Below are 26,982 nucleotides of genomic sequence, written 5' to 3' on the forward strand. Positions count from 1 at the left end.
GCGCGCACCTGACCTGTGGCGCGCGGCTCGCGATGAGTCTAGGGAGGGTGTCGGCGGGAGGGCACGCGATTTTTCGCAGCCGCCGGCACCCGCTCAGTCCGTCGAGGGCACAGGCGTCCTGACGGCGGATCGGGGGCCGGGGGCGGCCGGTGCGCGCAGGGTGCGGACGGCGGGGACGGCGAGGACGGCGGAGCAGGCGGCGACCTGCCAGAGGGCGCCGAGGGCGAGGACGCGGCCGGTGCCGAGGTGGGCGGCGAGCGGGCCGGCGGCGGCGAGGCCGATCGGGCCGAGCACGAAGGCGCCGAGCGCCTCGAAGGAGTGGACGCGGCCGAGCGCCTCGGCGGGGACGTGCTGTTGGGTGGCTGTGGTGTACAGGGTGTCGCAGACGGCGGTGCCGATGCCGGCGACCAGGGCGGCGAGGGCGGTCGTGGCGGCACCGGCGCCGGCGGCGAGCGCGGCGGAGGGCAGTGCCCAGCCGAGGGCGGCGAGGGTGGCGACGGCCAGTGGTCGGCGGGGCCGGCGTCCGAGCACGAGCAGGCCGCCGAGGACGGCGCCCGCGCCGTAGGCGGCCATGACGGTGCCCCAGGCGGCGGCGCCGCCGAGCCGCTGGTGGGCGAGCAGCGGGCCGAGGACCAGGAACGGCGCCCACACCAGCAGGTTGAACAGGCCCATCTGGGCGGTCGTCAGCCAGAGCCAGGTCCGCGAGCGGAACTCCGTCCAGCCGTGCCGCAGGTCGTCGAGCAGCGTGTCGGCGCGGCCGCGGCGTGCGGTCGGCACGACGACCGTGGCGAGGGCGAGGGCACTGGCCGCGTAGGAGGCGGCGTCGAGGGCGAGCACGGTGGCGGGGCCGGCGGCTGCCACCAGCAGGCCGGCGAGTGCCGGGCCGGCCACGGTGGTGGTCGAACGGGCCAGTCCGAGGAGGCTGTTGGCGTCGGCGAGGCGGGCCGGGTCGCGGACCAGGGCGGGGACGAGCGCGCCGAGCGCGGGGAGGCAGAAGCCCTCGCCGAGGCCCCAGAGGGCGACCAGTGCGGCCGTTCCCCACAGTGGTGGACGGTCCGTCAGCAGCAGGGCGGCGAGGGCGGCCTGCACGGCGCAGCGCAGCAGGTCGGCGGCGAGGGCCACCCGGCGTGCGCCGAGCCGGTCGGCGAGGATGCCGCCGACCGGCAGCACGAGGACGACCGGGACGATCCGCGCGGCCATCACCGTGCCGAGTGCGGTGCCGTCACCGCCGCCGTCGAGGACGGCGAAGGCCACGGCGACCGATGCCGTCGTCGAGCCGAGCATCGAGGTGGTGTGGCCGAGCCAGTAGCGGCGGAAGGCGTGCTCGCGCAACAGGGCCCAGCGGCCCTGGGTCTTCGGGGTCATGCTCCGAGTCTCGCGGCGCTGAGCCGCACCGCACAAGCATTCTTGAGTCCTCTCGACGCAACGATCGCGTTCCGCAGTAAACGACCCCCGCGGAGGTTGAGAGCGATTGCAGTGTTCTAATGGCGGGGTGATTTACTGCGACAGCCGCACGCCTGTGGAGTACGCCGTCGCCGTGGAGGACTATCTCGCCGCGGCGCCGCTCGGCGACGGCTCGCGTCGGGTGTACCGGATCGCACTGGCCAACTGGGCCTGGCTGCTGGCCGGCCGGCCTGTTCCGGCGGGTTCGGCCCGGCGGGGTGCCGTGCCGCCGGTGCTGCCGCTCGCGGTGCTGGACGGCGACGGTGCCGCGGAGCTGCTGCGGACCGCACTGGCCCGGCGCGCGGCGGAGGCCGATCCGCGGACCCTCAACCGGGAGCTGTCGATCCTGCGGGGTGCGCTCTGCTGGTGGCGGGGGCAGGGCTGGCTCGCCACCGATCCGGCGGCCGGGCTGCGGCCGCCGCAGCTGCCGGACCCGGCGGGGGCGGCACTGGGCCCGGAGGAGCTGCGCGCGGTGCTCGCGCTGCGGGTCCCGCTGCGCGAGAAGCTGACCTGGCGGCTGCTGAACGAGAGCGGCGCGGGCGTGGAGGCGGTGCTGGCGCTGAACGTGGACGACCTCGACCTGCTGCACCGGCGCAGCCGGCCGTACCCGGGCCGGCCGGCCGTGCACTGGCGGGCCGCCAGTGCACGGCTGTTGCCGCTGCTGATCGCGGGCCGCTCGGACGGTCCGCTGCTGCTGACCGAGCGCCGGGCACCGGTCGGCACCCCCGCGGCCGACCGCTGCCCGTACACCGGTCGCAGCCGGCTCTCCTACCGGCGGGCCGCCGAGCTGTTCACCACGGCGACCCGCCGGCTGGACCCGGCGGGCCGCGGTTACACGCTGCACCAGCTCCGGCCCCGAGCCTGACCCTCGGCCGCGTGCGGGCGGGTCAGGCTCGCAGGACCGCCTCGATCAGGTAGCCGATCGGGCAGGTGCCGGTGTCGGTGGCGGAGGTCTTGACCCGGCCGACGGAGACCTTGGAGTCGCCGTCCTGGACGGGCACGCCGACCCGGCCGCCCGCGGAGGTGACGGTCAGGGCGGAGACCCGCCAGGAGCGGGAGGTGTCGTTCCAGACGGCGATGCGCAGCTGGGCGTCGCCGAAGTCGCAGCCGAAGGACAGGTAGACCGGGCCCCAGCCGACCGCGCCGCCGTTCTGCGGCGGCAGCGGGACGAGGGTGGCGTTTTCGGGGTGGCCGTCCAGGAAACCGGGCTCGATCCGGCCGATCACGAGTGCCACGGTGTCACCTCACTTCTTCGTCGAGTCGGCGCCGGTCGCCGGCGGGGTTGGGGACGATGCCGAACAGGTCGGGCATCGGGCCCGGGTCGGTGTGGTCGTTCTCCGGCACCTGGGAGTGCCCGTAGTGGCCGGAGCGGGTGTTCCAGACGGTGGCGGAGCGGTTGGCGGACCAGGTGGGCGCGCCCATCGGCCAGACGTCGGGGACGCCCCAGGAGCGCAGCCAGGGGACGATCCGGTCGAGGCCGGTGCAGGGGGCGTCGGCGAGGGTCGGGTAGACCTTGCCGCCGACCCGGCAGTACGGGAAGAAGAGGCTCTCGATCTGGAGGCAGATGTTGCCCTTGCGGTTGGTCTCGACGCCGCCGGCGGCGTTGACGACGGACTTGCTGCGGGAGGTGGCGGCGAAGAACTGGGCGCACCGGCCGGTGAACGGGTCCCAGAGCAGGTGCGGGGCGGCACCGGAGCCGGAGCCCGCGAAGTAGCCGGCCAGGGTGTCGAAGGGCACCAGGTCGGCGGGGGCGTCGGCGGTGGCGTTGCGGTCCCAGGTGATGTGCCAGATGGTGCGGGATCCGCCGTCTCCGGCCATCGGGGCGTCGTCGAGTTGGCGCCGTTCGGCGCCGGGCAGGTAGAGGTCGGCCATCGGTACCCCTTCGTGGTGGGGGCGGGCGTCGCGGCAGGGTTCGGCACCGCCCGTGGGCGGCCGCGACGGCTCCGGGAGCTCGCGGTCGGCTGACGTATCCCGTCGCGCGCGGCGTCGGAGCATGCCGCCCGGACGCGGCCGCCGCATCGCCCGGGTCCGGCCGGTGCGAGGCCGGTGCGGCGGCACGCACGGCCGGGCGCCCGACGCCGTCCGCCGACGCGGTGCGAATCGTCGGACAAACCCGCAGGGACTGGTGTGGGATCGGGCGCGGCCGGCGCGCGCCACCCCGGTCGTCGTTCGGCAGGGGTCGTGCTCGACGCCGGCGGCCTCGCGCGGCGATGGGAGCCTCCGCGGGCCTGCCTGACGTCCTGTCGGACGGTATGTGCCCGCCCTGCCGCGCCTGGAACATGCCAATGAGCCGAACATGTCGGCAGGTCAGACCGGTTGCGGGCGCCGGGTCCGGCGGCGGAGCCGCAGCCGGTCCGGCGCGGCCGCCGCCCGGGTGCCTCAGCGCCGGCCGAACAGCCGACGGAGCAGACCGCGTCGCCGCACGGGCGCCAGCGCGCCGTCGTCGGGGGCGGCGGTGGCGGCGGGGGCGGTCCGGGTGAGGCTGCGGGCGAGGTCGAGCGCGGCGGGATCGGCCCAGGGGCAGGCGAGGACCAGGGCGCAGAGCGAGGGCAGCATCGCCACGTCGCGGCTTCGGGCGGCCGCGGCCGCGTGGTGCAGCCGTTCGACCAGCCGCTCGGCGATGTCGGCGCGCGTCTCGGGGAGCGTCCAGGCGACGGCGACCAGGGCGAAGCCGGCGGCCTCCACCGTCCAGTCCTCGGCGCCGTGCAGCAGGTCGAGCAGGAGCTCGCGGCGCCGCGAGCCCTCCCAGGCCTCGTCGGTGCGGTGGTGGGCGAGGCCCAGGCAGGCGAACGACTGCACGGCGCGCACCCACAGCTCCGGCTGGTGGGCGAGCAGGGCGCGGCCGAGCTCGTCGGCGCGGGGCGCCGGCGGGTGGGCGAGGACGCCGAGCAGGTCCGCGGGGCCGAGGCCGGCGAGCCGGACGGCGTGGTCGTAGGCGGCGGGCGGCGAGGGCCAGACGACCTCGGCGGTGTCCCGGACGAGTTCGGCGGCCGCGGCGGACGGCGGCGGGACGGCCGGCACCGGGTCCGTGCCCCGCCAGCTCCACACCCGGGTGGCGACCGGCCGCAGCGGCACCCGCGGGTCGGGCTCGGGCACCTCCCGGAAGGCCACGTCGGCGGCGGGGAGGGCCAGCCGGACGGCGGTCACCGCGCTGGGCGCCTCCAGCCGGGGCACGGCGATCGCGGGCCCACCGCCGCGGCCGGTGCCGGGCGACTCCAGGAGGCGGTGCAGCACGTTCACGGTGGTCTCCCCGGTGCCCGGCACCATGCCGAGCCAGGGCAGCTGCCGGGCGAGGTGGGCCAGCAGGTCGGGTGCGTACTCGTGGTCGGGGTGCTCGCGGTGGTGGTCGGCGAGGGCGAGGAGGTGTGCGGTGCCGCCGTCGATCCGGTGGCGCAGCCCGTGCCGGGCCGGCGCGGCCCTGGGGTGGTCGGGGTCGGCGGCGAGGACGCGGTCCAGCCACCGGAGGCCCTCGGCGGGGCGGCCGGTGGCCCCGTACAGCTCGGCGACGTCCACCGCGAGGTGGCTGTCGGACGGGTCCCGGGCGAGTTCGGCCTCCCAGACGGCGAGGGCGCGGTCGGGGTCGCCGTGGGCGCGCAGGGCGTTGCCGAGCATCACGGCGGCGACGTGGCCGGGCGCCAGCCGGTGGGCGCGTTCGGCGAGGCGGACGGCCTCCGCGGTGTCGCCGGAAAGGCGGACGAGCCCCGAGGCGAGGGCGAGCAGCAGGGCGTGGTCGGGGTGGCGGCGCACGGCGGCCCGCACGAAGGCGTCGAACGGCCGGACGGCCTCGCGCATCTCCTCGGGCAGCGGGTCGGGCAGGCCGCCGAGCGCGCGCGGCACGGCCTCGGCGGCGCTCTGCGGGTCGACCAGGTCGGGCAGGTCCTCGCGGGCGAGCCAGGCGGCGTGCGCCCAGGGCCGGGACGGTTCGAAACCGATCGCGGCGGCGAGCAGGCCGACGGCGTTGTCCCAGTCGCCCGCGGCGGCCTCGACGTGCGCCCGGCAGACCAGGGTGCCCAGGTACACCTCACCGTCGAGCGGGAAGTGCGTGCGGGCGGCCGCGGCGCCGCCGGCCAGGGCGCAGAGTTCGGCGAGCGCCTCGTGCAGGTCGGGCTGCTGCGGGTCGTGGACCACCGCCTCGGCGAGGTGCGCGGCGGCGTGCGCGAGGTCGCCGGCGTCGAGGGCGAGCCGGGCCAGGGCCACTTCGCCCCGGGCCTCCAGCTGTCCGTCACCGTGTTCCCCGTGGGCCATGCTCCGCCTTCCGCCTGCGTCCACCGGGTGCCGAGCGTATCCGCACGGTCGGGCGCGGTGCGGCGGCGGGGGCGGGGCGGCGCCGGGGTGCCCGGCCGGGGCGGCGGGCGTAGCGTCGCTGGTATGGGCGTTGTCCGGTTGATGCTGTGGCCTGCGCGGTCCTCCCGGCCACCGGGCGTTCCGGGCCTGCGGGGAGCCCCCCGTGCCGCGCGCCGCTGACCGGAGCCCGGCGGGCTGGGACAGGCGGATCGACGGCGCGCTGACCGGTGTCGTGGAACTGTGCGGAGCCTCGTCCGGGTGCCTGTACCTGCTGCCCGCGGGCGAGGAGGTGCTGCACCTCGCGGTGGTGCGGGGCCTGCCGGCCGAGTTCGTCGCACCGTGGACGCGGGTCGCGGTGACGGCGCCCGTGCCGGTCGCCGACGCGGTGCGGCGGCGGGCGGTGATCTGGGCGGGCAGCCAGCACGACTTCGCCCGGGAGTATCCGCGCTCCGCGGTGACGATGCCGTACCACTTCGCGCTGGCCGCGGCGCCGGTGGAGGCGGACGGCGAGTGCGTGGGCGCGCTGCTGCTGCTGTGGCCGAGCGCCCATCCGCAGCACCTGGGCGAGGCGGAGCGGGCCGCGGTCGCCGCGGGCTGCGCGCGCCTCGGCGAGCTGTTGGCGGAGACCGCCCCCGCAGTGCCGCCGAGGCCGCGGGTGCTGCCGCTGCGGCTGGCCGCGGCGAAGCTGCCGGAGACGCCCGCGCGGGCCTTCGCCGAGCGCCTCCCGGGCGGCAGCTGCGCGATGGACCTCAACGGCCGGATCGTCTTCCTCACCGACTCGGCCTGCGCGCTGCTCGGCGCCGGCCCGGAGAAGCTGCTCGGCGCGCTGCCCTGGCAGGCGCTGCAGTGGCTGGACGACCCGGTGTACGAGGACCGGTACCGGGCGGCCATCATCAGCAGGGAGCCCGCCGCGTTCACCGCGATGCGTCCGCCGGACCGGTGGCTGGCGTTCCGGCTCTACCCGTCCGGCGACGGCATCAGTGTGCGGATCACCCCGGCCGACGACGGCCCGGAGCCGGTGCCGCCGTCCCGGCCCGTGCCGGTCTCCCGGGCCGGCCAGATCTACCAGATCATGCACCTCGCCGCGGCCCTCACCGAGGCGGTGTCGGTGGACGACGTGGTGTCGCTGGTCGCCGAGCAGGTGCTGCCCTCGTTCGGCGCGGACGGGCTGGCGCTGCTCACCGCCGAGCACGGCCGGCTGCTGGTGACCGGCTACCGGGGATACACCGACGACGCGATGGCCCGGTTCGAGGACATCCCGCTGAAGGTCCGGGACACCCCGACAGTACGGGCCCTCACCACCGGGATCCCCGGCTTCTACGGCAGCTCGGAGGAGCTCGCGGACGCCTACCCGGACGTCCCGCAGGTGACCGGCAAGCAGGCCTGGGCGGTGCTGCCGCTGATCACCTCCGGCCGCCCGGTCGGCTGCCTGCTCCTCTCCTACGACCGGCCGCACCCCTTCGCCGCAGACGAGCGGACGGTGCTGACCTCGCTGGCGGGCCTGATCGCCCAGGCCCTGGACCGGGCGCATCTGTACGACACCAAGAACCAGCTGGCGCACGACCTGCAGCAGGCGCTGCTCCCCCACACCCTGCCCGTCGTGCACGGCCTGGAGGTGGCGGCGCACTACCTGCCGACCACCCGGGGGATGGACGTCGGCGGCGACTTCTACGACCTGATCCGGCTGGGACCGAAGGCCGCCGCCGCGGTGATCGGCGACGTCCAGGGGCACAGCTTCCCGGCGGCGGCACTGATGGGCCAGGTCCGCACGGCCGTGCACGCCGCCGCCGGCGCCTCGCCGGAGGAGGTCCTGGTGCGCACCAACCGGCTGCTGTGCGACCTCGATCCGGGCCTGTTCACCACCTGCCTGTACGCGCACCTCGACCTCGCCGGGGGCAGGGCGTACCTGGTGAGCGCCGGGCACCCGCCGCCGGTGCTGCGGCCGCCCGGCGGTCCGGCCCGGGTGCTGGACGTCCCGCCGGGCCCGCCGATGGGCATCGACCCGGACGCGATCTACCCGATCACCGAGGCGCCGTTCGAGCCGGGCGCCCTGCTGCTGCTCTACACCGACGGCCTGGTGGAGGCGCCCGGCACCGACCTGGGCCGGGCGATCGCCGCGCTCGCCGGGCAGTTGGACCACTCGCTGGCCGGCGACCTCGAGGTGACGGTCCGTGAACTGGTCGCCCGGGCCCGGCGGGCGGGCCGCCGGTGGGACGACATCGCCACCCTGCTGCTCCAGGCCGGCCCGGCCTGACGGATGGGCCGATAGGAGTCTTCGAAGGGTGCTCGGTGGTCGATCCAGGGGGTGCGTGGGGACGCGTGGGGGCACCTCCGGGCCGAAGCCGGGGAGAACCGCGCAGTCCGGAGGTGGTGCTCCTGACGGTTCCGGCTCACCCCTGGTCCGCACGGTGCCCCGCATCCGAATCGCGCGTTCCCCGCGCCCCTGTGGGGCACCCGCGTGCCGTGAAGACACGCCCTCGGTGCGCCCCGCCGCGGCGATCCCCTCGTGTGCGGAGGGCTGCTGCGGCCGGTCCGGTCAGTGGTGGTGGCCGGGGCTGCCGTGTGGGGGAATGCTCGGCGAGGCGGCGGGCGCCGCGGGTCCGGAAGCGCCGCGGTTCGACGGCGTGGGCGTGGCGGCCGGTGCGGGCGCGGCGGCCGGTGCGCTGCTCGGGCCGGAGGCCGGGGTCTCCTCGTGCTGGTGGTCGTGCCCATCCACGGCGTCGTCGTGACCGTCGTCGTGGCCGTCCTCGGCGGGTGTGCCGTGGTGGTGGCCACCCGTCTCGGCGGGCATGCCGGCCGCGACCTGGTGCAGGCCCAGGTACCCGCCCGCCCCGAGGACGAGGACGGCCGCGCCGAGGGGGCCGAAGATCCGGCGCAGCGGTCGGCGGGCCTCCTTGAGGGTGAAGGCGACGAAGGACAGCAGGAGCCCGGCCGGGATGAGCACGGCCGCACGGTCGGGGAAGTCCTCGAAGTGCTGCATGCCGCCGCTGAGCATGCCGATGCCGAAGGACAGGCCGAAGGAGGTGCCGAGCACCGCCACGATCCGCAGGGCGGTGAGCCGGCCCGGCTGCCGCTTCTCGGCGGCGATCGCGGCGGTGAGGAACAGGGCGGCGCCGGCCGCGCCGATCAGCGTGTAGCGGGCGGGGTCGAGGGGGTGGTGGACGATCGCGCCGCTGAGCAGGCCCGTACCGACGAAGTAGCCGATGTAGCCCAGGTAGCGGCCGATCAGGGACGGTTCCGGGCGGGCCCGGCGGGCGGCGGCCCGTCCTCCGCCGGGCACGGGTGTCCTGCGGGAGCGGTCGTCGGTGGGCGCGGTGGTGACGTTCATGGGAAGCCCTCGGTGAGCGCGGTCGGGAGACGGGCCCGGGTGCCGCATCGGCACACGGGCGGCGGGGCGCTCGGAGCAGGGGTCATGGCGGTGTGGCGCGCTCGTGTCCGGCGTGTTCGTTCCTCGTGCTCGGGCACGGGTGCTCCGGCATCGGTGCCCGGGCACGGCTGCTCGGGCACGGGTGCCATGGCATCGGTGCTCCGGCATGGAACGGTGCGGGTGCGGCGGCCGTTCGGCAGGGTGCTCCGCGCGCGGGCTCCGCTAGATCCGTAGGACCTGGCCGCTCGCGGGGCGGTCCGGTCCGCCGCCGGCGGTGCGGTGGGCGGACTCGACGACCGGTACGACCGGTTCGGGCAGCACGGCTGCGGCGGCGGGCAGCAGCCACAGCCCGGGCAGGGGCGGAGCCTGGGCGGGGCCGGCAGCCAGGCACGCGTGCCCGCCGTGGCCGTGACCGTCTCCGTCGAGCGGGACGGGTAGTGCCACCGCCCACTCCGAGCCCGCGGTGTCGCACGCCACTGCGGAGGCGTGCCCCTCGTCATGGTCCACGTGCTGATCGGCGGTCGCGGCATGGACACCGGCGGACAGGTGACCGGCAGGCGATTCGCCCTCCAGCCCGTGGCAGAGCGTCAGCGCGAGGACCGCCAGCAGCACCACCACCCAGCTCCGGCACCATCCGACACCGGTCGGCAGCGGGCCGACCGGGCGCAGGGAGGTGAGGGCAGCGGGCACGGGCGCGATCCTAACCGACCCCGGTTCGGGGGTCGGTGCCCCGTGTGCCCGGGACGGGGTGCCGGCCGAGCCTGCGGCACACACAGCCGTCCGGACAGGTCCGCAGGGCACGGTCTGCGGAATTCGGGCGCCGGACCTCCAGTCAGGCGGGGCCCGAACCGCCGGGCCGGCGAGCGTGAGGGCCGACCGGTCGGCGGACGGCGCCAGGTGACGGGAGGGCCGGTGCCGTGGACACCGCGTGCAGGGTGCAGGCCGGTCGCTCCCGCGGCAGAACGTCGTCGCGAACCTGTCCGATCTCCGCAGCGTCCGACAGCGACCCAGCCGGGAAGCCCCCCCCAGGTGAGCCATGCGCGCGGTCGACGTGGCGGCCCCGGTGCAGGGGCCCGGCGGGCGTGAACGCGGTCCTGCAGCCGTGGGCCGGCGGCGCCGACGGCGCAGTGCGGCCGTGGTCGACCGACGAGGACCCGACCGACCCGCCGATCGCCAAGACCGCGCGGGACCCGAGCATCGTGGCCCCGCCGCTGTACGACGCATAGCCGATCCGGGCCGGAGCGGGTGCCCGCGTCGTCACCTGCGCGATGTGCCGCACGGATGCCCGCCCAGACCGGCCGGGCGTGAGGTGGCTTCTGTCCACCCCCGCGGCGTTTGGCCTGCGGCCCTCGCCCTGGCACTCTGTGCTCCGGCACGGAGGCGACGTGAAGGGATCGGGTGGCTGGGGTGCGCGGGTTCGGTCAGCTGGAGGCCGAGATCATGGAACGGCTGTGGTCCTGGGGCAGGCCGGCCACGGTCCGGGAGATCGTCGACGACCTGAACGTCGTACGGCCCGTCGCCTACACGACCGTCAACACCGTCGCCGACATCCTGCACCGCAAGGGTTGCGTGCACCGCTCCAAGGAAGGCCGGGCCTGGGTCTACGAGCCGGTCCGCTCCCGCGAGTCCTACACCGCCGAGATCATGCGCCAGGTGCTGGGCGAGGCGGCCGACGCACGCGCCGCACTTCTGCTGTTCGTCGACGGCATGGACGACGGCCATGCCGCCCTCCTGCGCGAGGCCCTCGCGGGCCGAGTCCCCGGCGGCCGCCCGTGACGATCTTCGCCGTCCTCGGAGCCTGCACGGTCCTCGCCGCATGGTGGGCACCTGCCCGTCTGGAGCGGGCCGCCTGGACGATCCGCTCCGTCCGCACCGCGATCGCGCTGTGGTGCGCACTGCTCGGCTTCTGCGCCATGGCCGTTGCCATGGGGCTGCACCAACTCCTCGCCGGCGGCCACAGCACGGCGTGGCTGCCGGGCCGCCTCACCGGCCACCACCGGATCCCGAGCGAGGGCATTCCCGGGCACGTGGAAGCCCTAGCGCTGGCCGCCGCCGTCTTCGCCGTCCTCACAGCGGTGGTCGCCGCGGACTGCCTCAAGGCCGCCCGCGCCCGGGCCAGGCACCGCCAGCTGCTCGATCTCATCGCCCGCCCCACCGAGGACGGCACCCTCCGGGTGGACGACCCGCGGGCTGCCGCCTGGTGCGTGCCCGGCCGCGGCGGCCGGATCGTCCTCACCCGCGGCGCCGACGAGCAGTTGACCGCACCCCAGCTGGCGGCCGTCATCGCCCACGAGCGGGCGCACCTGCGCGGCCGCCACCACCTCCTGGTCGTCGGCGCCCGCGCCGTCGGCCGCACACTGCCCTGGCTTCCCCTGACGCGCCTGGCAGCCCGCCGAATCCCCGTCCTGTGCGAGATGGCCGCCGACGACGCCGCGGTGCGCACCGTGGGCCGAGACGCTCTCGCACGAGCGCTGTGCCGCATCGCGACCCACTCGGCACCGGAAGGAGCCCTGGCAGCCGGCATGGACGCCGCAGTCGAACGTGTGCTCCGGCTGACCGCCCCTCAGCGGGCATCCACCGTGGCCGCTCGCGCAGCGGGGTGGGTTGGCGTGGTGGTACTTCCGCTGCTGCCCGTCCTGATCGCCTGCGGTCCCTGAGCCGGCCGGAAGAACCCGGCGGGGGCCGGTTGCCATCCCCCCACCCCGATCTACTAAGTTACTTAGCACAACGACGCGTGACGGCAGTTGCCGCCGTGCTCGACCATGCACGTCTGCCCTGCGGCAGGCCGCACCAAAGGCAGGAGTGACCGCACGCCATGGGGACCCGACGCAAGCCCGCTCCGCCCGGCCGCACCCGCATCGCCCTGGTGACCACCGCGGCCGCCGGCTCCGCCCTCCTCGCCTCCGCCGGTGGCGCGCACGCCGAGCCCAAGGCCGACCTCGCGACCGTCAAGGCCCAGGTCGACGACCTCAACGAGCAGGCCGAGGCGTCCACCGAGAAGTACAACAAGTTCAAGGAGGAGCAGCAGCGCCTCCGGAAGGACGCCAACCAGCTGCAGGACCAGGTCGCCGCCGCGCAGGAGAAGATGGCCGGCCTCCGGGAGCGACTGTCGGCCGTCGCGGCCGACGAGTACCGCAGCGGCAACGTCGACCCGACGGTCGCCCTCATGCTCTCCGCCGACCCGACCAACTACCTGCAGCGCGCCTCCGCGCAGGACATCGCCGCCAGTTCGCAGGCGGACCTGCTGCGGCTGCTGCAGGACCAGCAGCGGCGCCTCGACCAGCGGCGCGCCGAAGCCACGGCGGTGCTCGCCCGGCTCGACGAGACGGACCGGGCGCTGGCCGGCGAGAAGAAGCAGGTGCAGGCCAAGCTGGGCGAGGCCACCCGGCTCCTCAACACCCTGTCCGTCGCCGACCGCGACAAGGTGAACGCCCAGGACCCGCGCTCCTCCCGCGACTCGGCCCGCGAGACGTACACCGGCCCGGCCAGCGGACGCGCGGCCGCCGCCCTCCAGTTCGCCTACGCCCAGATCGGCAAGCCCTACGAGTGGGGTGCCACCGGGCCCGGCTCCTTCGACTGCTCGGGCCTGACCGGCGCCGCCTGGCGGGCCGGCGGCGTCTCGCTGCCGCGGGTCTCGCAGGACCAGTGGAACGCCGGCCAACACGTCGCCAAGAGCGACCTGCAGCCCGGGGACCTCGTCTTCTTCTACTCCGATCTGCACCACGTCGGCATCTACATCGGCGGCGGCAAGATGATCCACGCCCCGCGCACCGGCAAGAACATCGAGATCACCCCGATCGAGTACATGCCCTACATGGGCGCCGTCCGCCCCTGACGCGGCGCGGAAAGTCACCACCTGGCTGACGCCCGATGCCTGCGGGCACCGCACACACGGAGGCGGGCGCCAGCCGCAGCCCTCCAGCGGCCGACCGCGACCACCCGTCCGGCCGTCCGGGCCGTCCCCCGAAAGGGGCACCCGGCGCGGAAGAGGTACCGGGGAGGGGTATCGTCGCACCTGCGAGAGGCGAGTCGCCGCGGACAGGAACCCGGGGGAAGCCATGCACACCACCACACGCCCGGCCACGGCCAGGCTCCTCGTGGTGTGGGCCGTGCTGGTCGGCCTTTTCCTGATGCACGGCGCGCCCGTCGCGGCCGGCGGCTGCCACGACGACATGACCCGTGCCGTCGCCGCTCCCGGCATGGCCGCCCCGCCCCACGCGCACACCGCCGTTGGCGCCGCCGACGACGACCGTGTGCCGAGCGCGGCCCCCTCCGAGGCCCGGGCGCACGGCGGCGCAGCCTGCCTCTCCACACCGGCCCACGGCCGCATCACGCTGGCCGCGCCTTCGCTCCTGGCCGTCCTGTCCCTGGCCCTCCTCGCGAGCACATGCGCTCTGCGGCATCCGACGGGATCCGCCGGACTGCGTCGTCGCGGCCCCCCGGCCGCGGGCCGCCCACTCCTTCATCAGGTCTGCGTCTCGCGGACGTGACCGGGCCCGGCCGATTCCGCACGCAGGGAATCGACCACCGAGGCTCCGCTCACCTCCGCGCCGACGGCGCGCCCTTCCGAAGGACCACTGATGCGTACTTCCCCTCTGCCCCGCCGCACCCTCGCCCTGGCGGGCGCCGCACTCCTCACCACCGTCCTGGCCGCCTGCAGCTCGTCCGGAACGGACCACGACATGGCGGGCATGAACCACGGCGGCGCCACGGCGGCGAGCCCGTCGTCCGACAGCCACTCGATGCCGGGCATGGACCACGGCATGCCCGGCGCGGACAACGCCGGAGCGCCGGCCGACAACCGATCCGGCTACCGTCTCGCCGCCACCGCCGCCGCCCTGCCCGCCGGGCAGCAGACCGACTACCGCTTCAGCATCACCGGCCCCGACGGCAAGCCGGTCACCGCCTTCGCCGTCGAGCAGACCAAGCAGATGCACTTCTACGCCATCCGCTCCGACCTGACCGGCTTCCAGCACCTGCACCCCGCCATGGCCGCCGACGGAACGTGGACGGCTCCGCTCGCCGCCCTGGCCCCCGGGTCCTGGCGCACCTACGCCTCCTTCACCCCCGACAGCGGCGACGGCAAGGGCACCGCGATGGTCCTCTCCCGCACCGTGAACGTGGACGGCAAGGCCGAGGCGGCAGCGCTGCCCCCCGCCTCCACCACGGCCCAGGTCGACGGCTACACCGTCACCCTCCAGGGCACCCCGATGGCGAACATGGCCCACCCCATGACGGTCGGCATCACCAAGGACGGCAAGCCGGTCACCGACCTCCAGCCCTACCTCGACACCTACGCCCACCTCACCGCCTTCCACGAGGGCGACCTGGCCTTCGCCCACCTCCACCCCGCGAGCGAGGCGACCGGCGGTGGCCCGGGCGGGCCGGACCTCGCCTTCCACGCCGAGTTCCCGCAGGCCGGCAACTGGCGCCTGTTCCTGCAGTTCCAGACCGCCGGCCGGCTCCACACCGCCGCCCTCACGCTCAAGGTCGGCTGAGGCACGGGGTGTGGGTGCCGCCACGACGGCACCCACACCCGGCCCGGCCCCAGACGCTCCGTCAGGCCGGCAGTCTGCGCAGCCTGAGGGTGTTGTCGGGCCGGGTGGCCGGCTGCCCGTCGGGGCCGGTCATCGGCTGTTCGTACTCCTCGCTCGTCAGCAACTCCCACTCCCCCTCGGGCAGTCGCAGCGCCGCGTGGACCTCGGCGGGCGTGGGCAGCCCGGCGTGGTTCCTGCACCCCGGTCCGCCGTGCCCGGATCGACGCTCACCGTGCGCGTGGTCCCTGTGCGCGTGGTCCCTGTGCGCGTGGTCCGCACGGCCGTACTGCGCGTGGCCGTGCCGGCGGCCGTGCCAGGGGTCGCCGTCGGTGCCCGGCTCCTGCTGCCAGGACGGCGGCCCGGCATGGCCGATCACCAGCAGCGTCCCGCCGGGCGCGACCGCCTCGGCGGCCCGGCGCAGGATCGCGTCCCGCGGCAGATCGACCTCGGAGTGCAGGTACTGCGCGCAGACCAGGTCCCAGCTGCCCTCCGGGAAGGCCGCGGCGAGGTCGGCGCGGCGGAACTCGATCAGGTGGGCGACGCCGGCCTCGGCGGCGTGCTCGGCGGCCCTGCGGAGGGCGACCGCGGAGATGTCGACGGCGGTGACCTGCCAGCCCTGCGCGGCCAGCCAGACGGCGTCGGCGCCCTCGCCGCAGCCGAGGTCGAGGGCGCGCCCGGGCCGCTCGCCGGAGACCTCCCGGACGAGTGCCCCGTTCGGCCGGCCGCTCCAGATCCGGTCGCGCTCGCCGTAGCGGGTGTCCCAGAACTCGGCAGCGGCGCCGTCCTCCCGGGGGACGGCCGGGTCGGCGGGGTCCGCGAGTCCGTGCCGGCGCTCGCCGAGGACGCGCTCGCACACCTCCTTCTCGTCGGCGGCCCCGAACGGGCGGCGGAGGGCGGCGACGGCCCGGCCGACCTCCTCGGTCACCAGGTCGGCGTTGATCGCCGCCGCGGCCCGGACACCGGCGGCCGCAGCCCCGACCACCTGCTCGGACGGGTCGGCCGCGTTGCCCGCCACCCAGAGACCGGGCACGGCCGTGGCGCCGGTGGCGTCCGCTGCGATGTGGCTGCCGATCACCTGGCCGTCCTTCACCAGGTCGACGGGCTCCAGGCCGAGGGAGGCCGGCACGCCGCCGCGGGCGGTGAGGCGCGGCGCCACCACCAGCGCCCGGCAGGCGACCGTCCGGCCGTCCGCCAGCCGGACGCCGGTCAGCGCACCGTCGGCGGTCTCCAGTCCGACCGCCTCGCCGGGCACCACCGCGATGCCGCGGGCGGCGAGTCCCTCGGCCTCCTCGCCGGTCGGCTCCGCGGCGGTGTGCAGGAGCAGCGTCACGTCGTCCGTCCACTGCCGCCACAGCTGGGCCTGGTGGACGGCGAGCGGACCGGTGGCCAGGACGGCGACCGGCAGGCCGCGGGCCTCCCAGCCGTGGCAGTAGGGGCAGTGCAGCACGTCGCGGCCCCACCGCTCGGCGAGCCCGGGTACCTCGGGCAGCTCGTCGACCAGGCCCGTGGCGACCAGCAGCCGGGCGGCGCGGACGGCCGTCCCGTCGGCCAGCGCGAGCCGGAAGCCGCCGCCGTCGAGGCGTTCGGCGCCGGCCACGGTGCCCGCCAGGAACCGCGTCCCGTAGCCTTCCGCCTCGCCGCGGCTCACGGCCAGCAGTTCCTGCGGCGGGATGCCGTCCCGGGTCGGGTAGCCGTGCACCCCGGCGGCGGGGGCGTTGCGGGGCCGGCCGTCGTCGACCACGAGCACCGAGCGCCGCGCCCGGGCGAGGGTGAGGGCGCCGGCGAGTCCGGCGGCGCCGCCGCCGACCACCACGGTGTCGTACTGCGGCGCAGGGTCCTCGGCCGGTCCGGACGGCTCCGGGGTGTCTGTCGTCATGGTGTGTACCTCCGTTCTCCTCGATCGTCGGCCGGCCCGCTCGGCTTGACAAACTTTCTTGCCGAACCGGCAAATGGAGACATGGTGGACGACGGGATCGGCAGTGTCCTGGCAGGTGTGGGGCCCCGGCTGCGGGCGCTGCGGCAGAAGCGGGGCACCACCCTCGCCGAGGTGGCCGAGGAGACGGGCATCTCGCTGAGCACGCTCTCCCGGCTGGAGTCCGGGCAGCGCCGCCCGACGCTGGAGCTGCTGCTGCCGCTCGCCAAGGCGTACGGGGTGCAGCTGGACGAGCTGGTGGGCGCGCCGCCGACGGGCGATCCGCGGATCCACCCGCGCCCGTTCACCCGGCACGGCCAGACGTTCGTGCCACTCACCCGGCACCTCGGCGGGCTGCACGCCTACAAGCAGATCCTCCCCGTCCGCCCGCTGCCCGAGGGCACCCGGCCGAGCCTGGGCACGCACGAGGGGTACGAGTGGCTGTACGTGCTGTCCGGCCGGCTCTGGCTGGCGCTCGGCGACACCGACCTCGTCCTCGGCTCGGGCGAGGCGGCCGAGTTCGACACCCGCACCCCGCACGGCTTCGCCAACGCGGGTGACCGGCCCGTGGAGTTCCTCTCGCTGTTCGGCGCGCAGGGCGAGCGGATGCACGTCCGGGCCAGACCGTCCGGGGACTGACCGGGGACCGAGTGGCGACCGGGCTCTGCGGCACCGGGACGGGTGCGCCGGCAGTGACCAGTGGGGCCGGTGGTCGTTGAGGGGCATGGCGCGCGGCCCGACCAGGTGCCGCCGGGCCGTCCGGGCGCGGCGGCCGAGCGCCCGGGATCGGCCGTGGAGGGGTTGTCATGAAGAGCGGTTGGGGTTCACCGGCCGGGCGGACCCGGCTCGCGGCGCGCTGCCGCACGGTGACGGAGGCGCCCGCCTTCTCACTCGTCGTCTTCGCCGCGATCCTGGTCAATGCGGCCCTGCTCGGGGTGGAGACGTACAGCGGGCCGGCCGCCGAGTACCAGCACGGCCTGCAGCTGGCCGAGCGGGCCTGCCTCGGGGTGTTCACCGTGGAGATGCTGCTGCGGCTCGGCGCGCACGCGGACCGTCCGGCGCAGTTCCTCCGCGACCCGTGGAACCTCTTCGACCTGGCCGTCCTCGCGTCGGCCTTCCTGCCGGTGGTCCGCGAGAACACCACCGTGCTGCGGTTGCTGCGGCTCGCCCGGGTGCTGCGGACGGCCCGCTTCCTGCCGCAGCTGCGGGTCCTGCTGGTCGCGGTCGGCCGGAGCCTGCCGGGCACGGTGAGCTTCCTGTTCGTCGGCGCCCTGGTGCTCTACGTCTACGCGATGGTCGGCTGGGTCTGCTTCGCGGACAGCGACCCGGGGCACTACGGCTCGATCGGCCGGGCGCTGCTCACGCTGTTCCTGCTGATGACCCTCGACGGGCTCGGCGAGGCGGTCCACGCGGGCCTGGAGATCTCCCGCCTGAGCATCCTCTTCTACGCCTCCTATGTGCTGCTGGCCTCGTTCGTGCTGGTGAACGTGCTGATCGGCGTGGTGCTCAACTCCCTGGACGAGGCCCGCGCCCTGGAGGCCGAGGAGGCCGCCGAGCGGGACGCGCCGCGCACCGGACGGCCGGGACGGCCGCGGGGGGCCGAGGAGCTGCGTGCGCGGATCACCGCCGTCCGGCGCGCGCTCGCCGAACTGGAGGCGGATCTGGAGGCGGACCCGGCGGCCGGTCCTGACGGTGCGTCGGGGCGTCCCGCCGGGGCGGCGGTCGGCGCCGGGGGCGGCGCCGCGGTGACCGCCGCGAGTGTGGACACCGTCGCCTGATCGACGGATCGGGGCCTGCGGGGTGGCGGGCAGTCGCCGAAGGCGGCTCGGCGACGCTGCGCGTTCGCTAGCATACGCAGCGTCGGCCGGTCCGAGCTGCCCCGGGGGCGGCGATCCGAGCAGGAGAAGCCCGTGACCACCCAGATCCCCCCGACCCCGCCCGGCGGCGCCGCCCCGCCCGCTCCGGGAGCCGCTGCGCACGCCGCCGGAGCCGCCGTGCCCGAGCTTGCGCCCGCCGAGGTGGAGCAGTGGCGCTCGGCCGGCCTGGGGATGCCCGAACTCCTCAGCCGGGTCGGCCGGTTGGGCCCGGTGGCGGGCGTCCGGCTGAACGGGCGGCCGACCGTGCTGGTCACCGGCCCGGAGGCCGTCCAGCACGTGCTGGGCCGGCACCCGGACCGCTACGTGAAGCGCTCGCACCGCGGCCGGATCCTGCTCGGCGACGGCGTGCTCTCCGCCTCCGGCGAGGCCTGGCGGGCCCAGCGGCGGCTGCTGCAGAGCCAGTTCACCGGCGCGGGGATGCGCCGCTGGGAGCAGCGGATCGCCGCCGCCGCGCAGGACTGCGCCGCCCAATGGGCCGGACACGCCGACGCGGGCCGCACGGTGGACCTGCGCGAGGAGATGCACCGCTTCGCGCTGGACACCATCTGGCGCTCCCTCACCGGCCACCCTCTGGACGACCGTTCGGCCTCCGAACTCACCGCGCTGGAGGCCGTGGTGGCCGTTCTGCCGGTGCTGCCGGCGAACGCGGAGGACGCCCGGTCGGCGGTGGCCGGGGAGCTGGCGCGGATCGACGCCGTGGCGCACGGGGCGATCGCGGCGGCCCGGTCGGCGCCGCCCGGGCCGCACGGGCCGGGCCTGCTGCACGTCCTGCTGGCGGCGGCGCGGGACCGCCCGGAGTACTCCGACCGGCTGATCCGGGACGAGTTCGTGACCCTGATGGTGGCCGGGCACGAGACCACCGCCACCACGCTGACCTGGCTGTACCTGCTGCTCGCCGCCGATCCGTCAGCCCGGGCACGGGCGCTGGCCGCCGGGCCGGCCGGTTCGCCGCAGCGCCGCACCGCCCTGCAGGCACTGGTCAGCGAGACGCTGCGGCTCTACCCGTCGGCCTGGCTGCTGCCCCGGCACGCGGCGGAGGACGACCTGCTGACGGGGTTCCGGATCGAGGCCGGCAGCGAGGTGCTGGTCTGCCCGTACCTGGTCCACCGCGACCCGGAGCTGTGGCCGGAGCCGGAGGTCTTCGACCCGCGGCGGTTCACCGTCCCCGGGCGGCGGCCGGCCGACCCGGGTGCCTACCTGCCGTTCGGCATCGGTGCGCGGGCCTGTCTGGGCCTGCAGTTCGCGCTGCGGGAGACCGTCGCACTGCTGGAGCTGCTGCTGCCCGCCTTCGAGGTCGAAACGGTCGGGCCGGCCCCGGAGCCGTTCTTCGGGATGGTGGTGCGGCCGGGGGCGCCGGTGCCCGCGCAGCTCGGCCGGGCCGGCTGACCGCCGGGCCCGCGGCGTCAGGGCGGGGTGTCGCCGCGCCAGTCCCAGTACCGGGGGTCGCCGGTGCGGGGGGCGTACTGGGCGCGGCCGCCCGGCCCGTGGGAGCCGATCTCGGTGGGCAGCGCGGCGCCCTCGGCGAGTTCGGCCTCGCTCCAGCCCGTCACGTCGAGCAGCAGCCCGTCGAGCGGACCGGCGACCAGTTCGCGGTAGACGTGCCCGGGTTGCGGCCCCGGATCGGGATCGTCGTAGTCGGCTCCGTAGACCCGTCCACGCATCAGGTGCTCGTCCATGACGGCAGGATCGCAGCCGCCACCGACAGTCCCGTGCTGCGGCGCGCCCCGCGCCGGGCCTGCGGTCAGCCAGGGGGCGCGAGGCCGGCGGCGATGCCGTCGAGGACGAGGTCGAGCCCGGCCTCGAAGGCGGTGCCGGGATCGGTGTGGGTGCCGTACCGGACGGCGGCGGCCAGCGCCGGGTAGTTGCCGGTGGCGACCGTCCGGGAGAGGTGGGGGCCGGCCGAGCGCCGCCACGCGTCCTTGTCCAGGCCGGTGGCCCGCTCGGCGCGCCGTTCGGCGGTCTCCCGGCGCAGTGCGCCGACGAGGTAGTCGTCGACCGTCCTGACCGCGCGCAGCACGGCGTCGATCCCGGTGAAGCCGGGCGCGCCGTACAGGGCGGCGAGGGCGGTCTCCAGGTTGCCGAGGGCGTTCGGGCCGAGCTGCGGGCGTCCGCCCAGCAGGTCGGCGAACCAGGGGTGGCGGAGCGCCGCCCGCCTGGTCCGGTGGGCGCAGCCGCGCAGCTCCGCCCGCCAGTCGCCGCCCCGGCCGTCCGGGTCGCCCGGGTCGGCCGGGTCGGTCGCGGCGGCGATCTCGCCGTGGACGGCGTCGACCATGAGGTCGAGCAGTTCCTCCTTGGTCGAGAGGTAGCGGTACAGCCGCATCGGGCCGGCGTCGAGGGCGGCCGCGACCTTGCGCAGCGATACCGCCTCCAGCCCGTCGGCGTCGGCGAGTTCGACGGCGGCGGCCACGATCCGCTCGCGGCTCAGCGGGCTGGGCGCCGGCCGCGACGGCGGCTCCGGACGGTCCCACACGGTCGGCCGGCCGACACCTGCGGCGCCGTCCGTCCCGTTCACCCCGCCCCGCTGCACCATGCCCGACCTGCCCTTCCGTGATCCCTCGGTACCGGGGCTCACAGTACGCCGTCGCGCTCGATACAGTGTATCGAGCGATACACCGTATCGACGGCGGCCGCGCCGCCGGGTCCGACAGAGGGGGACACCGTGGAAACCGACACCCGCAGCCCGCGCATCGCCGTGGTCGGGGCAGGGCCGGGCGGCCTGACGCTCGCCCGGATCCTGCACCTGCACGGGATCGGGGCCGTGGTGCACGACCGCGACGGCGACCGCACCGCCCGCGCCCAGGGCGGCATGCTCGACCTGCACCGCGAGAGCGGGCAACGGGCGCTCCGCGAGGCCGGGTTGGAGGCCGCCTTCCTGCGCCTCGCCCGCCGCGAGGGCCAGGACCTGCGTCTGCTGGACCACACCGGCACCCTGCTGCTCCAGGAGGACACGCCGGACGACGCCCCGATGGAGCGGCCCGAGATCGACCGCGCCGACCTGCGGGCCCTGCTGCTGGATTCGCTGCCCGCCGGCACCGTCCGCTGGGGCCGGGTCTTCCGGCACGCCACCCGTCGGCCGGAAGGCGGGTGGCGGCTGCACTTCGAGGGCGGGGCGACGGCCGAGTGCGACCTGCTGGTCGGCGCGGACGGCGCCAACTCCCGCGTCCGCCCGCTGGTCACCGCCGCCCGGCCGGCCCACCTCGGCAGCAACACCGTGGAGAGCTGCATCTCGGCCGCCGACCGCACCCACCCCGATCTCGCGGCGCTGGTCGGCCGCGGCAACTACTGGGCGCTCGGCCCGGGCCGCTCGCTCTCCGCCCAGCGGCAGGGCGGCGGGCGGATCCGGGTCTTCCTCTCCTTCCACACGGCCGAGGACTGGCTCGCCACTTGCGGTGTCCCCTTCGAGGACCGGGATGCCGCACGCCGGGCGCTGACGGCCCTGTTCGCCGACTGGGCACCGCAGTTCCGCGCTCTGATCGGGGCCTGCGACGAGCCGTTCGTCCCGCGTCCGCTCAGCGCGCTCCCGGTGGGGCTGACCTGGCCCGCGGTGCCCGGCGTGACCCTGCTCGGCGACGCCGCCCACCTGATGCCCCCGGTCGGTCTCGGCGCCAACACCGCCATGCTGGACGCCGCCGAGCTGGCCCGGGAGATCGCCGCCGCGCCCGGCGACCTCAGCGGGGCCGTCCGCCGCTACGAGACCGCCATGTTCGACCGCAGCGCCGTGGCGGCCCGGGAGTCCGCCCGGATCATGGCGATGCTGATGTCCGAAGAGGGCGCGGCCGGGCTGCTCAGGTTCTTCCGGCCCGACGGCGGGGCCACCGCGGACGGCTGACGGTCGGGTCGCGTGCAGGGCGGCGGCCAGGTCGGGCCGCAGCTCTGCCGGCACGACACGTCGACCGCGTCCGAGACCGGGTCGCCCAGGTGACGGCCGCCGTCGATCTCGAGGGCCGCCGGCACCCTTCGGGGAGCAGTGGGCGGAGCGTGCCGATGGCCGGGGGCCGCCCGGGGTGGGCGGCACGGCGGCTTCGCGGCGCGCCGGCTCATTCCTCGGCGGCCGGGAGCCGCCAGTCGAAGGGCCAGAACTCGCGCTCCCAGGGCGCCTCGCGGTCGAGTTCGGCGAGGGCCTCGGGCGTCCGCAGCAGGCAGCGGTGGCGGAGCAGTTCGCGCCGCTCGCGGGGTGTCAGCAGGCGGTCCCGAGGGCTCAGGTTCTCCGGGTGGCCGACGGCCAGGACGGTGCTGCCGTCGATCGGGTGGTCGCCGTCCACGTTGAGCCGGTCGCCGGACGGGGTGCGGTAGTCGAGCCGCAGGTCCGTCGCCCACTGCGAGTTGCCGCCCCAGCCCTGCGAGAGGTCGACCGTCTGCCGGTGGCGGCGCCGGAAGGTCCAGTACAGCGGCGAGCGGTCGGCGACTCCGCGCTGCGCGTGCGCGGCGCCGGCCCGGACGCGGACGCCGGCCCGGGAGAACAGCAGTTCGCCGAGCATCAGGCCGGGCCACAGCACCTCGACGACCTCGATCGGCGCTGCCGGGTCCTCGGCCTGCTCGACCTCGACGATCTCGTGCAGGAAGGGGTCGAAGCCGCCCCCGCGGAACGGGGTCATGCCGAGCCCGGTGAAGAGTCCGAGGTACTCCTCGTCGGAGAACGCGAGCCCCTCGACGCCGGGGTCCCACGGGCCGGTGGGCGTCTGCCGGGCGAGCAGCAGGATGTCGCTCACCCGGCCGAGCGCGTACAGCTCCGTGTGCAGCACGCCGACCCGCTCGTCGGTGCGGCGGTCCTCCCACCAGCCGCTGCACTCCGCCGCCGTCCGCAGCATCTCGCGGTACGCGCCGTGCGCCTCCGCCAGCCACGGCAGGACGGCCTCCCGGTGGGCGTCCGGCCCGTCGCTGTCCAAGAGGGCTTCGTACAGGTCGCGTCCGCCCACCCCGATGTTCATGATCGAAAATCTACCGGAGTGTCACCGCGGCGCGGCCCGGCCACCGTCACTTCACGGTGGTGAGCCATTCCTCGACGGTGGTGACCTCGGCCTGGCGGGGGAAGACCTTGCCGGTGAGGACGCGGTGGACCTCCGGGTCGGCGTCGGCGCAGCCGTCGGAGAGGACGGTGAGGCGGTAGTCGAGGTCGGCGGCCTGACGGACGGTCGACAGGACAACGCCGCTGGTCGCGATGCCGGTGAGGACGAGGTGCTCGATCCCGGCAGCGCGCAGGACGAGGTCGAGGTCGCTGCCGGCGAAGGCGCTGATCCGCTTCTTGGTGACCACGGTGTCGCCCTCGCGGGGTGCCAGCTCGGGGTGGACGGCGGCGCCCGGGTCCTCGGGGGTGAACGCGCCCGGCGGCAGGGCGCCGAAGCCCTTGTTGCGCGCGGCGATCTCGGGACGGCCGGGCCGGAAGCCGAGGACGACGTACACGACGGGGATGTCCGCGGCCCGGGCCGCGTCGACGGCGCGGGCGAGCCGGGGCAGGTAGTCGGGTTCGTCGATGCGGCTCACGATGCCGACCTGGATGTCCATCACGAGCAGGGCGGTGCCGGTCGATTGCGGTGCTTCCTTCCGTACGGGGGTGCGGGCCGGCGGTTACCGGCCGCGGCTCGGCGCGGCGGCCGCTGCGGGCGGTGCCGGGGTGTCCCGCTGCGGGGCGCCGGTCTGCCGCAGCGAGCGGTCCGCGACGGTGACCAGCAGGTACAGCACGGCGGCGGCGAGCATGAACCGGGCCAGCTGGTGCAGGCCCGCCGTGTCGGCGCCCTGCCCGAGGCAGGCACCGGTGGCCGCGGCGGCGACGATCGCTCCGAGGTAGCTGAAGGTGCGCAGCAGTCCGGCCGAGGAGCCGATCCGCTCGGGGTGCGCCTGGTGGTAGACCGCGCTCTGCAGGGCGAGCCCGTTGAGGCCCTGCGGGATGCCGAAGGCGAGCGCGACGACCAGCAGCAGCCAGAGCGGGGAGTGCGGGCCGAGCAGCAGCACGAGCGTGCAGGCCGCGATCTGGCCGAGCCCGCCGGCGAGGAGTTTGCCGCGGATCTGCCGGCGGCGGCCGGTGACCGCGGAGACGACGATCGCCGTGCCGAAGAGCGGCAGTTGGGCGAGGCCGGCCTGCGGGGCGGTCAGGCCGCGGCCCTCCTGCATCCACTGGGTGCAGCCGTAGAGGAAGGCGTAGGCGACGGTGTAGGCGAGCAGGGCGCGGATGTAGGTGGCGATCAGCGGCAGGTTGCCGCCGAGCACGCGCAGGTCGATGAACGGATTGGCGGCCCGGCTCTCCCGGCGGGCGAAGCAGGCGGCCGCGAGGACGGTGACGGCCGGCAGGTACCAGTCCTCGGCCGACGGGTGCATCAGGAAGAGCAGCAGCGGCAGGAGTGCCGCGGCGAACAGTGCCATCCCGGCGAGGTCCAGTTCGGTGGCGAGACTGCCGCGGGTGCGCTGCGGCGGGGCGGAGCGGGGCAGCCGGCGGGCGCCGAGGTACAGCCCGGCGAGGGCGAGCGGGATGTTGACGGCGAGGGTGGTGCGCCAGCCGCCGAGGCCGATCAGCAGGCCGCCGAGGGAGGGGCCGATGACGGCGACGGTCTGGGTGGTGACGGCCAGCGCGGTGAGGACGGCGGCGGGGCTGTCCCGGCCGGTGCGGTCGGCCTCGCTGCGGACGAGGTACATGGCGGCCGGGTAGCCGGCGCAGGTGCCGAAGCCGAGCAGCACGCGGGCGGCGATCAGCACGCCGAGGTTCGGGGCGAGCATGCCGACCAGGCCGGCGATGCCGGTCAGCGCGGTGCCGGCCAGGAACAGGCGGCGCGGCCCCTGCAGGTCGATGAGCCGGCCGACCACGGGCTGGCCGATCGCGGTGGCGAGGTAGAGCGCGGAGACAAGCCAGGCGGTGGCGGCGGGCGGGGCTCCGAAGGCTGCGCCGATCGGCACCAGGGAGACGGCGAGGATCGCCGAGTTCACCGGGTTGAGGATCGCGCCGAGCATCATCGGCGCGAGCAGTCTGCGGTCGAAGGCGTCCTTCGGTGCGCCCGGGCGGCGGGTGCGCAGGGCGGAGCGGACGGTGCGGAGGTTCATGCGTCGGACAGCCTGTCCAGCAGGGCCAGCGCCTCGACGACGGTCTGCCGCTCCTGCTCGGTGAACCGGTCCTGCAGGGAGCGGGCGAGCCATTCCTCGCCGGCGCGCCGGCAGTCCTCCAGGAAGGCCAGGCCGGAATCGCTCAGCGAGACCAGCTGGCGGCGGCCGTCGCCGGGGTCGGGGCGGCGCAGCACGAGTCCGCGCCCGTCGAGGACGGCGAGCGTGGCGGCCATCGACTGCGGCCGGACGCGCTCGGCGGCCGCCAGGTCGCTGGCGGAGGCCGGGCCGTCCTTGCTCAGCCGGCTGAGCACGGAGGTCTGGGTGGGGGTGAGCCCGTCCGTGTCGTACGTCTCCTTGAGTCGGCGGCGCAGCCGGCTGAAGACCACGCGGAGCTCCCGCGCCGCGCGGACGGCGGAGACGGTGACGACGGCGGTGGGCTCTTCCATGGCTCCCACGCTAGGACCTTCAGGCTGGACTGTCCAGCTCTGCTGTACAGTTTGGGCTGATGAATCTGCCCCGGGTGCGACGGGGCACCTCCCGGTCCCCGGCGTGCGGCGGCGGCCCGACGGTGAGCGAATCGAGGTGCGGCGGCCGGCGGACGGCCTGCCGGACCGCGGGGAGGGTGCGCAGTGGAGGGCTTCGACGCCGTCGCCGACCGGCTGTACACGCTGCCCCCGGGCGGCTTCACCGCCGCCCGGACGGCAGCCGCCGCCGAGGCGAGGCGGGCCGGCGACCGCGCGCTCGCCACCCGGATCGGCGCGCTGCGCCGGCCCACCCGGAGCGCCTGGGCGGTGAACCTGCTCGTGCACACCCGCCCCGAGCAGGCGCGGGCCCTGCTCGACCTCGGCGGCTCGCTCCGCCGGGCGCAGGCCGAACTCGCCGGACCGGCCCTGCGCGAGCTGTCGGCCGAACGCCGCCGGCTGGTCGCGGCGCTCACCACGCAGGCCCGGGACGCCGCCGCCGAGGCCGGTGAACCGCTCGGCGAGGCCCCGTTGCGGGAGGTCGAGCAGTCGCTGCGGGCCGCGCTGGCCGACGAGGCCGCCGCCGAGGCCTTCGCGGCCGGCCGGCTGACCGCACCGCTCGAGGAGGGCGGCATCCTGCCGACCGGCGGGCTGCCCGCCGCGTGGGGTGAACCACCGGCGGAGCCCGCCGCGAAGCCCCGGCCGGAAGCCCGAGCGGCGGCGAAGCGCGGCACCGTCCAGGACACCGGGGCCAAGAGTTCCGCCGCCCAGGACACCCGGGCCGAGAGCGGCGCGGCGGGAGGCCGCGCCGCCAAGGACACCGCGGCCAGCGGTCCCCCGGCCGAGGACACCGCGGCCAGGACCCGCGGGGCGAAACACGGCGCCGTCCAGGACACCGGGGCCAAGGGCCCCGCACGTACGGACACCACGGCCAAGACGCGGACGGCGGCCGGGACGGCGGAGCGGCAGGGCCGCCGGGCGCAGCAGGAGGCCCGGCGGCAGCGGGCGGAGGCGGAACACGCCCTCGCGGAGGCCGAGCAGCGGGAGCGGGCCGCCGAGCGCGAGCACACCC

Annotated in this window: 26 protein-coding genes; 13 read left to right on the plus strand and 13 right to left on the minus strand. The window is 76.1% G+C overall.

Annotated features, from left to right (window positions below):
- Positions 1–93 precede the first annotated feature (93 nt).
- Positions 94–1,365, minus strand: coding sequence for an MFS transporter (locus KSNIM_RS02945; protein ID WP_263101624.1), 1,272 nt, complete (start codon positions 1,363–1,365; stop codon positions 94–96).
- Between the two features lie 172 nt (positions 1,366–1,537).
- Between KSNIM_RS02945 and KSNIM_RS02950 the strand changes: the two genes are divergently transcribed.
- A complete protein-coding gene (locus KSNIM_RS02950; protein WP_263101625.1) occupies positions 1,538–2,308 on the plus strand; it encodes a hypothetical protein in 771 nt (256 codons plus the stop codon).
- 22 nt (positions 2,309–2,330) lie between these two features.
- Here the strand turns inward: KSNIM_RS02950 and KSNIM_RS02955 are convergent, their stop codons facing one another.
- The 3 genes from KSNIM_RS02955 to KSNIM_RS02965 form a co-directional block, all read right to left on the minus strand.
- A complete protein-coding gene (locus tag KSNIM_RS02955) occupies positions 2,331–2,678 on the minus strand; it encodes a hypothetical protein (protein WP_263101626.1) in 348 nt (115 codons plus the stop codon).
- A gap of 4 nt (positions 2,679–2,682) precedes the next feature.
- Positions 2,683–3,315 (minus strand): hypothetical protein, encoded by a 633-nt coding sequence (locus KSNIM_RS02960; protein ID WP_263101627.1) that lies wholly within the window; start codon positions 3,313–3,315, stop codon positions 2,683–2,685.
- Positions 3,316–3,822: 507 nt separating this feature from the next.
- Positions 3,823–5,688, minus strand: a complete 1,866-nt coding sequence (locus KSNIM_RS02965) for a tetratricopeptide repeat protein (RefSeq protein WP_263101628.1) — start codon at positions 5,686–5,688, stop codon at positions 3,823–3,825.
- Positions 5,689–5,890: 202 nt separating this feature from the next.
- On the opposite strand from KSNIM_RS02965, the gene KSNIM_RS02970 reads away from it, so the two are divergent.
- Complete coding sequence (locus KSNIM_RS02970) at positions 5,891–7,981, plus strand: GAF domain-containing SpoIIE family protein phosphatase (protein ID WP_263101629.1); 2,091 nt, start codon at positions 5,891–5,893, stop codon at positions 7,979–7,981.
- 282 nt (positions 7,982–8,263) lie between these two features.
- On the opposite strand, the gene KSNIM_RS02975 is transcribed toward KSNIM_RS02970, so the two are convergent.
- Positions 8,264–9,055 carry a hypothetical protein gene (locus tag KSNIM_RS02975; RefSeq protein WP_263101630.1) on the minus strand — a complete coding sequence of 264 codons (792 nt, stop codon included), beginning with the start codon at positions 9,053–9,055 and terminating at the stop codon, positions 8,264–8,266.
- 261 nt (positions 9,056–9,316) lie between these two features.
- Complete coding sequence (locus KSNIM_RS02980) at positions 9,317–9,784, minus strand: hypothetical protein (protein ID WP_263101631.1); 468 nt, start codon at positions 9,782–9,784, stop codon at positions 9,317–9,319.
- Positions 9,785–10,176: 392 nt separating this feature from the next.
- Here KSNIM_RS02980 and KSNIM_RS02985 point away from each other — a divergent pair, with 392 nt between their 5' ends.
- The 6 genes from KSNIM_RS02985 (at position 10,177) to KSNIM_RS03010 (ending at position 14,592) form a co-directional block, all read left to right on the plus strand.
- Positions 10,177–10,320: a hypothetical protein gene (locus KSNIM_RS02985; RefSeq protein ID WP_263101632.1), complete on the plus strand. Its 144-nt coding sequence runs from the start codon at positions 10,177–10,179 to the stop codon at positions 10,318–10,320.
- 181 nt (positions 10,321–10,501) lie between these two features.
- Entirely contained in the window at positions 10,502–10,870 is a 369-nt protein-coding gene (locus KSNIM_RS02990; protein WP_263101633.1) for a BlaI/MecI/CopY family transcriptional regulator, read from the plus strand.
- Complete coding sequence (locus tag KSNIM_RS02995) at positions 10,867–11,751, plus strand: M56 family metallopeptidase (protein ID WP_263101634.1); 885 nt, start codon at positions 10,867–10,869, stop codon at positions 11,749–11,751. The genes KSNIM_RS02990 and KSNIM_RS02995 overlap by 4 nt, the downstream gene beginning before the upstream one ends.
- A 158-nt stretch (positions 11,752–11,909) precedes the next feature.
- Positions 11,910–12,929, plus strand: a complete 1,020-nt coding sequence (locus tag KSNIM_RS03000; RefSeq protein WP_263101635.1) for a C40 family peptidase — start codon at positions 11,910–11,912, stop codon at positions 12,927–12,929.
- Between the two features lie 223 nt (positions 12,930–13,152).
- A complete protein-coding gene (locus KSNIM_RS03005; protein WP_263101636.1) occupies positions 13,153–13,584 on the plus strand; it encodes a hypothetical protein in 432 nt (143 codons plus the stop codon).
- A 90-nt stretch (positions 13,585–13,674) separates the two neighbouring features.
- The gene (locus KSNIM_RS03010; protein ID WP_263101637.1) at positions 13,675–14,592 is read left to right on the plus strand and encodes a hypothetical protein; all 918 of its coding nucleotides are present in this window, start codon (positions 13,675–13,677) and stop codon (positions 14,590–14,592) included.
- A gap of 61 nt (positions 14,593–14,653) precedes the next feature.
- Here KSNIM_RS03010 and KSNIM_RS03015 read toward each other — a convergent pair whose 3' ends face one another.
- Positions 14,654–16,507: an FAD-dependent oxidoreductase gene (locus KSNIM_RS03015; protein WP_263101638.1), complete on the minus strand. Its 1,854-nt coding sequence runs from the start codon at positions 16,505–16,507 to the stop codon at positions 14,654–14,656.
- An 81-nt stretch (positions 16,508–16,588) separates the two neighbouring features.
- On the opposite strand from KSNIM_RS03015, the gene KSNIM_RS03020 reads away from it, so the two are divergent.
- The 3 genes from KSNIM_RS03020 to KSNIM_RS03030 all read left to right on the plus strand — a co-directional run bounded on the left by KSNIM_RS03020 (position 16,589) and on the right by KSNIM_RS03030 (position 19,806).
- The gene (locus KSNIM_RS03020; RefSeq protein WP_263101639.1) at positions 16,589–17,182 is read left to right on the plus strand and encodes a helix-turn-helix domain-containing protein; all 594 of its coding nucleotides are present in this window, start codon (positions 16,589–16,591) and stop codon (positions 17,180–17,182) included.
- Positions 17,183–17,349: 167 nt separating this feature from the next.
- Positions 17,350–18,321 carry an ion transporter gene (locus KSNIM_RS03025; protein WP_263101640.1) on the plus strand — a complete coding sequence of 324 codons (972 nt, stop codon included), beginning with the start codon at positions 17,350–17,352 and terminating at the stop codon, positions 18,319–18,321.
- A gap of 132 nt (positions 18,322–18,453) precedes the next feature.
- Positions 18,454–19,806, plus strand: a complete 1,353-nt coding sequence (locus KSNIM_RS03030; RefSeq protein WP_263101641.1) for a cytochrome P450 — start codon at positions 18,454–18,456, stop codon at positions 19,804–19,806.
- Between the two features lie 17 nt (positions 19,807–19,823).
- On the opposite strand, the gene KSNIM_RS03035 is transcribed toward KSNIM_RS03030, so the two are convergent.
- Both KSNIM_RS03035 and KSNIM_RS03040 read right to left on the minus strand, forming a co-directional pair.
- Complete coding sequence (locus KSNIM_RS03035) at positions 19,824–20,096, minus strand: hypothetical protein (RefSeq protein WP_263101642.1); 273 nt, start codon at positions 20,094–20,096, stop codon at positions 19,824–19,826.
- Between the two features lie 65 nt (positions 20,097–20,161).
- Positions 20,162–20,950: a TetR/AcrR family transcriptional regulator gene (locus KSNIM_RS03040; protein ID WP_263101643.1), complete on the minus strand. Its 789-nt coding sequence runs from the start codon at positions 20,948–20,950 to the stop codon at positions 20,162–20,164.
- 129 nt (positions 20,951–21,079) lie between these two features.
- On the opposite strand from KSNIM_RS03040, the gene KSNIM_RS03045 reads away from it, so the two are divergent.
- A complete protein-coding gene (locus KSNIM_RS03045; RefSeq protein WP_263101644.1) occupies positions 21,080–22,249 on the plus strand; it encodes an FAD-dependent oxidoreductase in 1,170 nt (389 codons plus the stop codon).
- A 208-nt stretch (positions 22,250–22,457) separates the two neighbouring features.
- Here KSNIM_RS03045 and KSNIM_RS03050 read toward each other — a convergent pair whose 3' ends face one another.
- From KSNIM_RS03050 to KSNIM_RS03065, 4 genes are read right to left on the minus strand one after another with little or no spacing between them, the layout of a single operon-like run.
- Positions 22,458–23,348 carry a hypothetical protein gene (locus tag KSNIM_RS03050; protein WP_263101645.1) on the minus strand — a complete coding sequence of 297 codons (891 nt, stop codon included), beginning with the start codon at positions 23,346–23,348 and terminating at the stop codon, positions 22,458–22,460.
- A 46-nt stretch (positions 23,349–23,394) separates the two neighbouring features.
- The gene (locus KSNIM_RS03055) at positions 23,395–23,925 is read right to left on the minus strand and encodes a cysteine hydrolase family protein (RefSeq protein ID WP_263101646.1); all 531 of its coding nucleotides are present in this window, start codon (positions 23,923–23,925) and stop codon (positions 23,395–23,397) included.
- Positions 23,926–23,985: 60 nt separating this feature from the next.
- Positions 23,986–25,449, minus strand: coding sequence for an MFS transporter (locus tag KSNIM_RS03060; protein ID WP_263101647.1), 1,464 nt, complete (start codon positions 25,447–25,449; stop codon positions 23,986–23,988).
- Positions 25,446–25,895, minus strand: coding sequence for a MarR family winged helix-turn-helix transcriptional regulator (locus KSNIM_RS03065; protein WP_263101648.1), 450 nt, complete (start codon positions 25,893–25,895; stop codon positions 25,446–25,448). The genes KSNIM_RS03060 and KSNIM_RS03065 overlap by 4 nt, the downstream gene beginning before the upstream one ends.
- Before the next feature lie 183 nt (positions 25,896–26,078).
- On the opposite strand from KSNIM_RS03065, the gene KSNIM_RS03070 reads away from it, so the two are divergent.
- The coding region (locus tag KSNIM_RS03070) for a hypothetical protein (RefSeq protein ID WP_263101649.1) at positions 26,079–26,982 on the plus strand (904 nt) is incomplete at its 3' end.

The sequence above is a fragment of the Kitasatospora sp. DSM 101779 genome, from assembly GCF_025655475.1.
Classification (GTDB): Bacteria; Actinomycetota; Actinomycetes; order Streptomycetales; family Streptomycetaceae; genus Kitasatospora.

What these genes read in the sequence shown, in the direction of transcription:
- KSNIM_RS02945 (WP_263101624.1), bottom strand. Translation starts at nt 1,365, where the DNA reads ATGACCCCGAAGACCCAGGGCCGCTGGGCCCTGTTGCGCGAGCACGCC.
- KSNIM_RS02960 (WP_263101627.1), bottom strand. Translation starts at nt 3,315, where the DNA reads ATGGCCGACCTCTACCTGCCCGGCGCCGAACGGCGCCAACTCGACGAC.
- KSNIM_RS02965 (WP_263101628.1), bottom strand. Translation starts at nt 5,688, where the DNA reads ATGGCCCACGGGGAACACGGTGACGGACAGCTGGAGGCCCGGGGCGAA.
- KSNIM_RS02975 (WP_263101630.1), bottom strand. Translation starts at nt 9,055, where the DNA reads ATGAACGTCACCACCGCGCCCACCGACGACCGCTCCCGCAGGACACCC.
- KSNIM_RS03000 (WP_263101635.1), top strand. Translation starts at nt 11,910, where the DNA reads ATGGGGACCCGACGCAAGCCCGCTCCGCCCGGCCGCACCCGCATCGCC.
- KSNIM_RS03005 (WP_263101636.1), top strand. Translation starts at nt 13,153, where the DNA reads ATGCACACCACCACACGCCCGGCCACGGCCAGGCTCCTCGTGGTGTGG.
- KSNIM_RS03010 (WP_263101637.1), top strand. Translation starts at nt 13,675, where the DNA reads ATGCGTACTTCCCCTCTGCCCCGCCGCACCCTCGCCCTGGCGGGCGCC.
- KSNIM_RS03015 (WP_263101638.1), bottom strand. Translation starts at nt 16,507, where the DNA reads ATGACGACAGACACCCCGGAGCCGTCCGGACCGGCCGAGGACCCTGCG.
- KSNIM_RS03020 (WP_263101639.1), top strand. Translation starts at nt 16,589, where the DNA reads ATGGTGGACGACGGGATCGGCAGTGTCCTGGCAGGTGTGGGGCCCCGG.
- KSNIM_RS03025 (WP_263101640.1), top strand. Translation starts at nt 17,350, where the DNA reads ATGAAGAGCGGTTGGGGTTCACCGGCCGGGCGGACCCGGCTCGCGGCG.
- KSNIM_RS03035 (WP_263101642.1), bottom strand. Translation starts at nt 20,096, where the DNA reads ATGGACGAGCACCTGATGCGTGGACGGGTCTACGGAGCCGACTACGAC.
- KSNIM_RS03040 (WP_263101643.1), bottom strand. Translation starts at nt 20,950, where the DNA reads ATGGTGCAGCGGGGCGGGGTGAACGGGACGGACGGCGCCGCAGGTGTC.
- KSNIM_RS03050 (WP_263101645.1), bottom strand. Translation starts at nt 23,348, where the DNA reads ATGAACATCGGGGTGGGCGGACGCGACCTGTACGAAGCCCTCTTGGAC.
- KSNIM_RS03060 (WP_263101647.1), bottom strand. Translation starts at nt 25,449, where the DNA reads ATGAACCTCCGCACCGTCCGCTCCGCCCTGCGCACCCGCCGCCCGGGC.
- KSNIM_RS03065 (WP_263101648.1), bottom strand. Translation starts at nt 25,895, where the DNA reads ATGGAAGAGCCCACCGCCGTCGTCACCGTCTCCGCCGTCCGCGCGGCG.